This window comes from Yinghuangia soli (assembly GCF_021502675.1).
Taxonomy (GTDB): Bacteria; Actinomycetota; Actinomycetes; order Streptomycetales; family Streptomycetaceae; genus Yinghuangia; species Yinghuangia soli.
The window spans coordinates 214,755-227,690 of sequence record NZ_JAKFHA010000005.1 but is presented as its reverse complement, the minus strand read 5'-3'; the positions used below and the strand labels follow the sequence as shown (position 1 = coordinate 227,690).

General features: G+C 73.1%; 7 protein-coding genes. 5 read left to right on the top strand and 2 right to left on the bottom strand.

The window, feature by feature from the left end; translation table 11 throughout:
- Positions 1–429: 429 nt before the first annotated feature.
- Both LZ495_RS12265 and LZ495_RS12260 read right to left on the bottom strand, forming a co-directional pair.
- Positions 430–972 carry an ATP-binding protein gene (locus LZ495_RS12265; protein WP_235052152.1) on the bottom strand — a complete coding sequence of 181 codons (543 nt, stop codon included), beginning with the start codon at positions 970–972 and terminating at the stop codon, positions 430–432.
- A 522-nt stretch (positions 973–1,494) separates the two neighbouring features.
- Positions 1,495–2,559, bottom strand: a complete 1,065-nt coding sequence (locus LZ495_RS12260; RefSeq protein ID WP_235052151.1) for a hypothetical protein — start codon at positions 2,557–2,559, stop codon at positions 1,495–1,497.
- A gap of 220 nt (positions 2,560–2,779) precedes the next feature.
- Here LZ495_RS12260 and LZ495_RS12255 point away from each other — a divergent pair, with 220 nt between their 5' ends.
- The 5 genes from LZ495_RS12255 (at position 2,780) to LZ495_RS12235 (ending at position 12,876) form a co-directional block, all read left to right on the top strand.
- Positions 2,780–3,874, top strand: a complete 1,095-nt coding sequence (locus tag LZ495_RS12255) for an acyl-CoA dehydrogenase family protein (RefSeq protein WP_235052150.1) — start codon at positions 2,780–2,782, stop codon at positions 3,872–3,874.
- Entirely contained in the window at positions 3,874–5,085 is a 1,212-nt protein-coding gene (locus LZ495_RS12250; RefSeq protein ID WP_235052149.1) for an acyl-CoA dehydrogenase family protein, read from the top strand. Before LZ495_RS12255 ends, LZ495_RS12250 begins: the two co-directional genes overlap by 1 nt.
- A 369-nt stretch (positions 5,086–5,454) precedes the next feature.
- Complete coding sequence (locus LZ495_RS12245) at positions 5,455–9,084, top strand: serine/threonine-protein kinase (protein WP_235052148.1); 3,630 nt, start codon at positions 5,455–5,457, stop codon at positions 9,082–9,084.
- 232 nt (positions 9,085–9,316) lie between these two features.
- Positions 9,317–10,531 (top strand): globin domain-containing protein, encoded by a 1,215-nt coding sequence (locus LZ495_RS12240; RefSeq protein ID WP_235052147.1) that lies wholly within the window; start codon positions 9,317–9,319, stop codon positions 10,529–10,531.
- Between the two features lie 47 nt (positions 10,532–10,578).
- Complete coding sequence (locus LZ495_RS12235) at positions 10,579–12,876, top strand: FdhF/YdeP family oxidoreductase (protein WP_235052146.1); 2,298 nt, start codon at positions 10,579–10,581, stop codon at positions 12,874–12,876.
- Positions 12,877–12,936 lie beyond the last annotated feature (60 nt).

Here is a 12,936-nt window from a genome sequence, read left to right as displayed (position 1 = left end):
GCCGTTCGTCGCGCCCGGCACCGTAGGCCCGGGAAGGTTCCCGCATGCCCCGGCGCCGTTCGCCGTGTCCCCTGCCACTTGTATCTGCACGTGCATCTGACCATGCAAATGCAGCGTACGAAGTGATGATAGCGCACGCCCACACACCGCCACACAAGCTCGGGACGCCCTATATCCAGCATTACAGGGAGCACCTAAGAATCGCTTAAGAATTGCCCGTACGATGCGGCGGAAATCGTTCACAACGATCATGCGGCGGCAAATCACCCAAGCCGGGCGGGAAATTCCGGACATTCCGGAGGAGTGTTCTCGCGCCGTGGCGTACAGGAATGCCGAATATCCGGAGGGCAATCGCGTCCGGTCGTTCTGCATACGCAGGGCGGCACCCTGAGGTTGCCGCCCTGCGAAGTACGTGAAAAATATCTCCGGCTATTGCCCGGGTATCTGGAACATCGCCCACACGACTTTCCCGGTGCGGCCCGGCATGCCGGTCAGCGGAAACCAGCCCCAAGAACTGCTGAAGCATTCCACGATATGCAGGCCGCGGCCGGTCTCGGCGCCGTCGCCCAGGTCCTGCGGGGCGGGCAGGCCGGCCCCCGGGTCCTGGACCGCGCACATCACCCGGGCGCCCTTGCGCAGCAGGGCGAGCTGCACGGGGTGGCCGGCCGGCCCGGCGTCGGAGTCCGCATCGGCCCCGGCCGCCGGACCGCCGCCCACGCCGTGGCACAGCGCGTTGGTGACCAGTTCGGACACCACGAGCGAGAGATCGTCGGACAGCGGGGCGGCTCCCCAGCTGGCCAGCGTGTCCTGGGCGAAATCCCGCGCGGCCTTCACCGAGGCGCGCTGCGGCGCGAGCGCCCGCACGGCGATGTCGGTGACGGCTCCGCGCTCGGCGGCCGGGGCATCCTCACCCGGCAGCTCCATGCGGAAAAGGGTCGCCACGGAGAATCCCGCGGCACTGACGGCGGTCATACGCACCTCCGGGCGGGCGGCCGACCCGGACGCGACCCCCGCGTCCCTCGTAAGCGCACCGGGCCCGCTCCGGTGCAGCGGTGGGACCTGACGACCACCGTCTTGCCTCCCGCGAATCGAACCGGCCCGTCGATGCGTATCCACGCGCTTACTTCGCGCGTGCACCCTGTTCATTATGTCGATGCGCACGGCGGGTGCAAGACCAGATGCACGTGCAGTCTCGATTTATGCAGCTGCACCCCTCGGATGCACGTGCATCTTAAGGGTGCACGCGGCAAATCGACAGCGTTTTCCCGGAGATTTCCGTTTTGCGAATGAGTAGCGCCCGTCACACACCGTGCTTGGCAGGACGCAATCGCGCGGACGGTGTGCGCAGGGTGTACGGAACGCGCGAGAGGCCGCGGAAGCGGCCTGGCGGCCTTCCTCCGGCAAAGCGAACGGGCGGCCCCGCGTGAGACGCGGGACCGCCCGTGGGCGCCTGCTGCGGGCCCGTACAGGCCCTTCGCAGAGGGAACTTCGGAACTACACCGAGCTGGTCTGCGGAGCCGCGGAGACCGGCGCCGACGCCGTTCCCTCGTTGCCGCTGCGGCGGCCGAACAGCAGCGCGGCACCGGGGACCAGGATCAGCACGATGCCCGGGATCAGCAGGTAGTACGGGACCTGGCTGACCGGCTTGCTCGCGGTCGGGATGCTGTCCGCGTCCTTGAAGCTGCCGATGTTCTTGCCGATGTCCTCGACCATCCCGTCGAAGCGGGTCAGGATGCGCGGGAGTTCGACGAGGCCCTTGCCGACGTCCTTGAAGTCCGAGGACAGGCCGGCCGAGTACTCCTCGGGCGACTTGCCGGCGATCTTCGCCAGGTCCGGGACGACCTGCTGCTGCATCTGCGTGGCCATCCCCTCGAGGATGTCCATGTCGGTGCGCGCCTGCTTGTAGCCCTGCTCGCTGAACGTCGGGCGGAACGCGTCGAACATCTTCTCGGCGGCCTGCGTCTTGCCGATCTCGTCGGTGGCCAGCGTGCCGCCGACCATCAGCACGCCCACCGCGAGCGCCACGCTCAGCGCGACGGTGGGAACGGCGGTGCGGCCGCCGCGGAACGAGAAGAACAGACCCGCGGCACCGACCACCGTGAGCAGCACGCCCGGCACCAGGAACAGGTAGGTGACCGCGGTGTTGGGCAGGTGCGCGTCCGGGATCTCGTCCGCCTTGCGGAAGTTCGGTCCCTGCTCCTCCATCACCGCGACCAGGTGGTCGAAGCGCGGCATGATCGTGTCGACCTGGTTGAGGCCCGCGCCGACCTTGTCGTACCGGGCGGAGAGGAACGCGTAGGTCTGCTCGGGGTTCATGCCGATCCGAGAGCCCAGCTGCGGCAGGGTCTCGGCCTTGAGCTGCTTGAGCATCAACTGCATGGTGACCAGGTCCTCGCGGCTGGTCTTGAGGCCTTCCTTGGACATCGCGTCGCGGAAGCTGTCCTGGACGTTGTCGACGCCCTGGGTCTTCTTCGGCAGGCCGTCCGCCAGCGGGAAGACGATCAACCCCACTCCCAGCAGAAGCACCAGCGCCAACGCCACGCGGTGGAACGTACGCACAGCCGATCTCCCTTCACGCACCGCTGACCGCGGAAACCGTCGGGATCACCGAGCGGATCCGACCAACGCCGGCGCGTTACTTTCCGGTATGTCACTCGCGGTGGAGATCTTGTCAGCCTCTGCGCATACGGTCACCTACCAGCCAGTAATGTCACGCGATCGAGATCTTGACCTGCGCTTGACCATGTCAACCGTTCGGGACGCCCGCTACGGTGCACAGGTGGACTTGGAACTGACGGCGGACCAGAAGACGGTCCGGGACGCGTTCGCGAGATTCTTCGCGGACCGCAGTCCCCTCACGGTGGTACGCGACGCCGAACCGCTCGGGTACGCGCCCGCGCTCTGGGCCCGGCTCCGCGAGACGGGAGCCCCCGGCATGGGGGTGCCGGAGAAGCTGGGCGGCGGCGGCGCGACCGCACTCGACCTGGTCCTTCTCATGCAGGAGGCCGGCCGCACGCTGGCCCCGGTCCCGCTCGCCGAGCACCTGGCCGCCACCCGCACACTCGCCCGCACTGCGGCCGGCGCCGGGGCGCCGTGGTTCGCGGACGCGGTGGAAGGCGACGTCCTCGCCGCCCCCGCGCTGCACCCGGCCGTCGAGGGCACCACGCGCCTGGTGCCCGGCGGGGCGGTCGCGGACGTGGTGGTCGGGCTGGACGGCGGCGACCTGGTCGCGGTGCGTTCCGACGCCCCGATGACCGCGCCGCCGAACCACGCCTGCGCGCCGCTGGCCGACCGCGTGCTGCGCGGCCCCGGGGTGCACGAGCGCATCGTGCTCGCCTCCGGCGCCGACGCCGCCGCGCTGTTCGCGCGGATGCGCACCGACTGGCAGCTGGCCACCGCGGCCGCGCTGACCGGACTGGCCGCGCGGGCGCTGGAGATCGGCATCGCGTACACGTTGGAGCGCCGCCAGTTCGACCGGCCCATCGCCGCGTTCCAGGCCGTGCAGCAGGGCCTGGCCGACCTGGTGGCGCCGCTGGACGGCATCACGCTGCTCACCGCGCGGGCCGCCTGGACCGACGACGAGGGCGATGCGGCGGACGCGGCGCGGCTGGCGTCGATGGCGTTCCTGGCCGCGTCGGAGGTCGCCCGGAACACCACGTACCGAGCCCTGCACTACCACGGCGGCTACGGCGTGACGCTCGAGTACGACATCCAGTTGTTCTTCCGCCGGGCCCGCGGCTGGCCGCTCGTGCTGGGCGACCCGGACGAGGAGTATCTGCGGCTGGCGGACCGGCTGTTCGGCCCGGCGGCCGGCCCGGGCACGGGACCGCGCGCGGGAGACGGCGCCGGACAGAGCACAGGAGGGGCCCGCTGATGGACTTCGCACCCAAGGCGTCCGTCGAGGAGTTCCGGGCCTCGATCCGCCGCTTCATCGCCGACCACCTCACCGCCGAGATGGTCGAACGCGCGCACCGCACGGGGACGTTCCACGACTGGGAGTTCCACCGCGCGCTGGCCGCCACCGGCATCATCGCCGAGGGCATGGCCGGTGCGGGCCGCGAGTCCGGCCGCGATCCGCTCGAACTGTACGTCCTGTTCGACGAGATGGGCCTCGCCGGTGCGCCGTTCTACGGCCTGGCCAACGCGATGCTGGTGGCCGGCGTCATCGAGCAGATCGGCAGCGACTTCCACATGAGCGAAGTCCTGCCGCGCTTCCACAGCGGCGAGGCGATCGCCGCGCTCGGGTACTCCGAGCCCGGTTCGGGGTCGGACGTCGCGGCCGCGGCCACCCGCGCCGAGCGCATCCCGGGCCACCCCGGGGACGAGCAGGTGTGGCTGGTCAACGGGCAGAAGATGTTCACCACCCTGGTGCACGAGGCCGGGTACGTCATCCTGCTCACGCGCACCGACCCGGATCTGCCCAAGCACCGCGGCCTGACGATGTTCCTGCTGCCGATGGACCTGCCGGGCATCGACTTCCAGGCCGTGGACACCATGGGCGGGGACCGCACCAACATCACGTACTTCACCGACGTGCGGGTGCCGGACCGCTGGCGGCTCGGCGAGGTGAACGGCGGATGGGACGTCATGAAGGTCGCGCTGGCCTACGAGCGCGGCGTGTTCGGCAACATGAACCAGGGCGTGACGCTGCTGCGCCGGTTCGCCGCGTGGGCCGGGACGGCCGAACGCAGTGACGGCACGCGGCTGATCGACGACCCGGGCGTGCGGCGCCGGCTGGCGCGCATCGCGATCGACAACGAGATCACCGCTCTCCTCGCGGTGCGGCCCGCGCTCCTGGCCAGCCAGGGCCGCCTGCCCACCACCGAGGGCTCGGTGGCGAAGTTGTACGCGAGCGAGGCGTACAACCGGGCCGCCGAGGCCTGCCAGGAGATGGCCGGTGCGGTGGGCCTGCTCTCGCCGCTGCACGGGGCGGGCGGCGGTGCCGCGGATCTCCCGGACGCCGACTGGGGGTTCGTCGACCTCGCGGCCCGGGACGCGCCGGTCACCACGATCTACGGCGGCACCAGCGAGATCCAGCGCAACAACATCGCGGAGCACCGCCTTGGCCTGCCCCGGGCGCGCTGACCGCGCGGAACCGCGGTACGCGGAAGTCTCTTCCCGCCATTTTGCCGTGCCTTGACGCTCGGTCCGCGGCGGCCGCGGGGGGTGCCTCCCGCGGCCGCCGCGGAGGGGCGATCCCGGGCATATCCCGCGCGGGATAGGCGCCCCGGCACCGGTGAGCGGAGCTACCGCCGGGTACGACGGGGCGTCAATGCGCGATGACCCGGCGCAGGTCGGCGATGGTGCGAAAGGGCTGCTCGACATCTGGCAGACTTCCTGCCCGTCCGGTGGGGCGGACTCCTCGGCTCGGAGGAGTGCTCGCCGTTTCCATATAGGGGCCCGACCTCGGGTGCGGCGTGCGGCGCCGCGGTCCGGGCCGAACGAGGGAGTGCGATGCGGCCCCTGCACAAGGACGATCCGCGGCAGATCGGCGGCCACCGGCTGGTCGCCGTGCTCGGCGAGGGCGCGACCGCGCAGGTCTTCCTGGGCGCGACCGCGGAGGGCCGTCCGATCGTGCTCAAGGCGGTGCGGCCGGTGCCGTCCCGCAGTGCCGCGTTCCGCGCCCGCTTCGCGCGCGAGGTGGCCGCCGCGCGCCGGGTCGACCATCCTTATGCGGTCCCCGTCGTGGACGCCGAAGTCGGCGGTCCGGTGCTGTGGCTGGCCACCGCGTACTCCCCTGGGCCCGGTCTGCAGGAGGCCGTGGAGAAGTACGGCCCGCTGCCTCTGCACAGTGTGCGCACGCTGGCTGCGGGACTCGCGGGCGCGCTCGACGCGCTGCACGCGGCCGGGCTCACGCACGGCCGGATGGGCCCGACGCAGGTGTCGCTGGCCCCGGACGGGCCGCGCATCGTCGATCTGGGCGTGGCGCGCAGCCCCGACGGCCCTTCCGTGAGCGATGCCGGCGTGGTCGCCGGAACGGTGCTGCCCGCACCGGCGTTCCGCGCCCCCGAGCAACTGGACGGCCGCGTCGCGGGTCCGGCTGCCGACATCTTCTCGCTCGGCTCGGTGCTGGTGTACGCGGCCACGGGGTGCGGGCCGTTCGGCGACGACAGCGCGCCGCAGGTCGGCGAGCGGGTTCTCCGGGACGCTCCCGAACTGGACGTGCTGCCCTCGTGGCTAAGGGAGTTGGCGTCCGCCTGCCTGGCGAAGGACCCGGCGGACCGGCCCACGGCCGCGCAGATCCACATGGCCACGGCCAGCGAACTGGACGGTCCGGGCTGGCTGCCGGGCAACCTGGCCGGCGAGGTCGCGCACCGCGCGGCGACGCTGTGGGCGCACGCGAGCGCGAGCGCGGGCCAGGTGCCGCATGCCCGTTCGGGCCAGGAGCGGGTGGATGCGTTCCGCGGCGCGACGGCGACCGGAGTCGGCGCGGGCGGAATGGGCGCGGCGGGTACGCAAGGTGCCGCGGGCGGGCCGCGCGGTCCGGTGCCGCCGATGCCGCCCACGGTCCAGACACCGCCTGTGCCGCCCATGCCGCCCGCATCGGCTGCGGGGGCAACGGCCGCCGCGGCCGGGCAGATTCCGCCGCGTGATGGTGCCGGTGTGCCGCCCATGCCGTCCGCACAGGCAACGGGGGCGCCGGGCCCGACGCCCGCACGCGGAGGTGCTCCCGTACCGCCTATGCCGCCCGGGCCGCCTGCGGCCGGGCAGATTCCGCCGCGTGGAAGTGCCGCCGTACCGCCGATGCCGCCCCAGCCTCCGGCGCCCGAACCCTCGGCAGCCGCGAACGGAAATTCCCACCGCGGGACTTCGCCGACCGGACCGGCAACTGGCAGCGCGGCGGCGGATGATGCGCGCGCGGCGGCGGGCCGTACGCAAGCTCCGCCGGCTCCGGGTGGGCCGGGGGCCGCCCGCTACACGCCCGTGCGCCCGGGGACGACCGCCCCCGGCGTCGCCCCTACCGCGCCCGCGGCTGCGCAAGGTGCCGAGGCTCCGGGCGGGCCCGAGTCCGCGGGCTACACGCCCGCGCGGCCCGGGACGACCGCCCCCGGCGGCGCGCCGGCCGCGCCGACCTCACCTGCCGCACCCGCGGCTGCGGAAGCTGCCGAAGCTCCGCCGGCTCCGGGCGGGCCGGGGTCCACGGGCTACACACCCGTGCGTCCGGGAACCGCTGCCTCCGGCGGCGTGCCCGCCACGCCTGCCGGGCCCGCTGCTCCCCCGGTCCCCGCGGCCCCCGCGGGACCGCGGGTCTTCGGCGGGCCGGCCGCGGCGCTCACGCACGCCGCCTCGCCCGCCGACGCACCGACCGACGCGCCGCCGGTGGACGGCACCGGCGGCGCCGACACCGCCGACGAGCAGCCGGTGACCGCCCGGATCTTCGTCCCGCTGCCCGACGAGCCTGTCGAGATCGTCGACGACGAGATCATCGAGGCCGAACTCGTCGACGACGACGAGCCGCTGCCGCCGCGAGCCTCCGCGTCCGCCCAGCCCGGCGTCACCGACCTGCCCGGCCGTCCGGGCGGCGCAGGACGCCACGCCGCGCCGCCGCCGGATGCGACCGGCGGTGCTTCCGGTCCGGATACGGCGTCCGGTCCGTCCGGTCAGTCCGCTGCCGAGGCCGCCGGAGCCGCTCCCGGGCGTCCGCCGCGCGAAGGGCGCAGGGCACGCCGCGACCCCGGCGGCATGCCGCAGGCCGAGCCGGTCACCGCCCCCCGCCGGGCGCCCGCCGGACCCGCGCACGACCCCGCCGAACGGCGCCGGTTCCTGGCATGGGTGGCGGGCGGTGCCGCGCTGCTGGCCGGCGCCGCGACGGGCGCGGTGCTCTGGGGCGGCGACGGCGGTTCGGACAAGAAGGTGCGGACCGCGCCGGCCGCGGAGCCGTCCATGATGCCGACGGTGGCCGGCGTCGAGCTGCGCACGTGGTTCCTCGAAGGCTCGCTCGCCCCCGCGCATCCGCCGCTGCTGGCCGAGGCGCTGCAGGGCAAACTGCCGGCGAACACGCGCCTGGCGGTGCCCGAGATCCTCCCGCGCGCCTCGGCCGCGGACCGGATCGCGGCCGCGCTGCTCGGCGGCGGTGCCGCGGCACCGGACATCGTCGAGGTGGACGTACTGTCGCTGGCGGGCCACATCGCCGCCGGTCGCCTGCTGGACCTGACCCCCTATCAGGACATGCTCGATGCCGACACCTGGCTGCCCGCGCTGCGCAGCACGGTGCGCAGCGGCGAACGCCTGTACGCCCTGCCGCTGACCGCGTCCGTGCCGGTGGTGCTGTTCCACCAGGGCATGTACAACGCGGCCGGGGTCGCGGTGCCGCGCTCGCGCGAGGAGTGGGTCGACGGTCTGGAGCGGTTGCGCGCGCACTACGCGGCCAACCCGTCGTTCCGGAGCATCTGCCTGCCGGGCAAGGCCTGGCCGGTGCTGGCCTCGCTGATGTGGGACGCGGGCGGATCCGTGGCGCTGCGCGAAGGGGATTCCTGGCGCGGGGCGTTCGACCTGCCGGGTTCGGTCGAGGCGGTGCGCTTCTTCCGGCAGCTGCAGCAGTACGCGCCGGAGGCCAAGGACCTGGACGAGGCGGACCTGAAGATCGGCGAGATGTTCGCCCGCGAGGACACCGCGTCGGTGATCGGGTCGGTGTCGCTGCACGGCGCGGCGCTCGCCGCGAACTCGGGACTGGCCTCGCAACTGGGCGCGTTCGCGATCCCGGGGCAGGCGGTGGACCGGCCGAGCGCGGTGGGCGTGCGCGGGACGGCGCTGGCTGTGTCGGCCAAATGCCGGGACGTCCAGGCCGCCGTCCAGGTACTCGCGCTGCTGTCCGGCAACGAGTGGCGGGACCGGGTCGCGGCGGACAGCCGGGTGATGTCGCCGCGGACCGCGGCGCAGGCGGCGCCCGGCCCGAACCCGATGCTGCGCGCCGCCGCGGGGGCGGCGGCCGCCGGGGGCCGCCCCTATCCGGTGGCGCCGGGCTGGTCGGAGCGTCCGCTCGTGGAGTTCGGCCGGGCGGTGCTGTCCGGTACCGACGCCGCGGCCGCGGCGGTGTCCGCGAACCAGCTCGTGGCGGCGGAGTTCGGGCGTACCACCGGCTGAGCCGCGCGCCGCCGGGGTGCGCCCGCGCGCCCCGGCGGGGCAACTGATCCACGTTACGCCGGACTCGTCCCCCCGCGATCCACTTCACCCGAACCCGCGGCCGCGGTCCGCCGCGCCGGTCAACCTTCAGGGAACTCCGTCTTCGCGTCCGGCTTTTGCCCGATACCCGCCGGTCACGCTCCGAGTCCATGAGGGTGCGGTCCGCCATGCTCACGCTGTCCGGGTGCGATGTATGAACGCTCCAGTCCCGCCTGCCCCACCCCCGGTCGGGCCGCCCGCCGGGCCTGCGCCCGGGCCGCTCGGCCCGGACGGCCCGCGGCTGATCCAGGAGAGCCTGGCGCTCGTCGCCCCCGCCGCGGACAGCCTGGTGTCGCACTTCTATGCCCTGCTCTTCATCGACCGGCCCGACCTGCGGTCGATGTTCCCGCCGATGATGGACGCGCAGCGCGACCGGCTGCTCGCCGCCCTGCTGCGCCTGGGCACGAGTGCCCACGACCCGGAGTCGCAGCGTGCGTTCCTGGCCCAACTGGGCCGCGACCACCGCAAGTACGGGGTGCTGTCCGAGCATTACGGGGCGGTCGGCGCGGCCCTGATCGGGGCGCTGGCCCGCTACTCGCGCGACCGCTGGACCCCGGCGACGCGCAATGCGTGGCTGGCGCTGTACACATGGGCGGCCGAGGTGATGATCGGCGCCGCCGACGAGGACGCGGCCGTCACGCCGGCCTGGTGGGACGCCCAGATCATCGCGCACGAGCGCCGCGGCTCGGACATCGCGATCATCACGCTGGCCCCGGACCGGCTGCTCCCTTACCGACCCGGGCAGCATGTGACGGTCGAGACCCCGTGGTGGCCGCGGGTATGGCGGCACTACTCGATCGCCAACGCGCCGCGCCCCGACAACCTCCTGGAACTGCACGTGCGGGCGTTGCCCGCCGGCTGGGTGAGCCAGGCCCTCGTGCACCGTGCCCGGGTGGGCGACCACATAAGACTCGGGCCCGCACGCGGGGCGCTGGTGATGCGCGGCGAGTCGCTGCGCCGGGCGCTGTGCGTCGCGGGGGGTACCGGTCTGGCGCCGATCAAGGCGCTCGTGGAGCACATGGCGCAGCGTCAGCTCGCGCACGAGGCGTACGTCTTCATCGGCGCCCGGTACAGCTCGGAGCTGTACGACGTCGCATCGCTGAACCTGATGGCGGAGATGTACCCGTGGCTGCACGTGGTGCCGACGGTGTCCGACGAGCGGTCGTACGAGGGGGCGCGCGGCACGCTGCCGGACGTGATCGCCACGTACGGGTCCTGGCACGACCACGACGTGTTCATCAGCGGCTCCGAGGCGATGGTGCGCGCGACGACCAACCGGCTGACCGCGGACCTCGGCGTGCCGCCCGGGCGGTTGCTGACGGAAAGCCTGGACACGGTGTCCCAGGGGGCCCGCCTGCTCGATGCGTGACGGCGTACCGTGTACTCGGCAACGAGCACGAGAGAACGGGCACACACATGGTCGCGAAGCCTCCGGTCGCAGACGTCGACGACAGCGGTCTGACGGTGAGTGCGCCGAAGCGCTACGCCGCCGGGGTGCCCGCCGTCCTGGCGACGCTGAAGCACGCGGGCCGCGAGATGGGGGTGCGCCGGACCGCGCTCACGCTGCTGAAGGTGAACCAGAAGGACGGCTTCGACTGCCCGGGCTGCGCCTGGCCCGAGGGGGACCACCGCAGCCCGATCGGCGAGTACTGCGAGAACGGCGCGAAGGCGGTCGCCGAGGAGGCGACGCTGCGCCGCGTGACGCCCGCGTTCTTCGCCGCGCACTCGGTCGAGGACCTCGCCGGGCGCACCGACTTCTGGCTGGGGCAGCAGGGCCGGCTCACGAGCCCGATGTACCTGGCCGAGGGCGCCTCGCACTATGCGCCGGTGAGCTGGGACGACGCGTTCGGCATCGTCGCCGAGGAGTTGGCCGCGCTGGACTCCCCCGACGAGGCGGCGTTCTACACGTCGGGCCGGACCAGCAACGAAGCCGCTTTCCTGTACCAGTTGTTCGTGCGCGCGTTCGGTACGAACAACCTGCCGGACTGCTCGAACATGTGCCACGAGTCGAGCGGTTCGGCGCTGTCCGAGACGATCGGCATCGGCAAGGGCAGCGTGTCGCTGGAGGACATGCACCAGGCCGACCTGATCCTGGTGGTCGGGCAGAACCCGGGCACCAACCACCCGCGCATGCTGAGCGCGCTGGAGAAGGCCAAGCGCGCGGGGGCGCACATCGTCGCGGTGAACCCGCTGCCCGAGGCCGGGCTGATGCGGTTCAAGAATCCGCAGCGCCCGAACGGCATCGCGGGCAGCGGCACCGCACTCGCCGACGAGTACGCGCAGATCCGGCTCAACGGCGACCTGGCGCTGTTCCGGGCTCTGAACCGCCTGCTCCTGGAGGCCGAGGACGCCGCGCCCGGCACCGTCCTGGACCGCTCGTTCATCGACGAACACTCGGCGGGGTTCGAGGAGTTCGCCGCCGACGTGCGCGGCACGGACTGGGACGACGTGCTGGCGGCGACCGGGCTGCGCCGCGAGCAGATCGAGCGCATCCACGGCCAGGTGCTGCGTTCGGAGCGCATCATCGTGTGCTGGGCGATGGGCCTGACGCAGCACCGCAATTCGGTGCCGACCATCCGCGAGGTGGTCAACTTCCTGCTGCTGCGCGGCAACATCGGGCGCCCGGGTGCGGGGGTGTGCCCGGTGCGCGGGCACAGCAACGTGCAGGGCGACCGCACGATGGGCATCTACGAGAAGCCGTCCGCGGCCTTCCTGGATGCGCTGGACGCGGAGTTCGGCTTCGCCGCACCGCGCGAGCACGGGCACGACGTGGTGGACACGATCCGGGCGATGCGCGACGGCCGGGTCAAGGTGTTCATGGCGGTCGGCGGCAACTTCGTGGGCGCCACCCCGGACACGGCCGCCACCGAGGCGGCGCTGCGGCGCACCGCGCTGACCGTGCAGGTGTCCACCAAGCTGAACCGCTCGCACGCGGTCACCGGCCGGCGGGCCCTCATCCTGCCGACGCTGGGCCGTACCGAGGCTGATGTGCAGGCCACCGGCGCGCAGTTCGTGACCGTCGAGGACTCGATGAGCGCGGTGCACGCGTCCACCGGCCGCTTGGCGCCGGCGTCGGTGGAGCTGCGCTCGGAGGTGGCCATCGTGTGCGGTCTCGCCGAGCGCGTCCTCGGCGACCGGGTCGAGGTGCCGTGGCGGGCGTTCCGCGACGACTACGACCTGGTCCGGGAGCGCATCGAGCGCGTGGTGCCGGGCTTCACGGACTTCAACCGGCGTGTCCGGGTGCCCGGCGGCTTCGTCCTGCCGCACGGTCCGCGCGACGAGCGGAGCTTCCCGACCGCGACCGGCAAGGCCAACTTCACGGTGAACGCCCTGGAGGTGCTGCGGGTGCCGGCCGGGCGGCTCATCCTGCAGACGGTCCGCTCGCACGACCAGTACAACACCACCATCTACGGCCTCGACGACCGCTACCGCGGCATCAAGGCCGGCCGCCGCGTGGTGTTCGTGCACCCTGCCGACCTGGCCGAACTGGGTTTCGCGGACGAGGAGATGGTCGACCTGGTGAGCGAGTGGAAGGACGGCGTCGAGCGGCGCGCGCCGGGCTTCCGGGTGGTGGCGTACCCGACCGCGCGCGGCTGTGCGGCGGCGTACTTCCCGGAGACCAACGTGCTGGTGCCGCTGGACAGCACGGCCGAGGTCAGCAACACGCCCACGTCCAAGTCCGTCGTCATCCGGCTGGAGCCGGCCGGCGCCTGACCTCGCCACGCAGTACGGGGCACAAGGCGATATCGCCTTGTGCCCCGCCGATGCGGACCG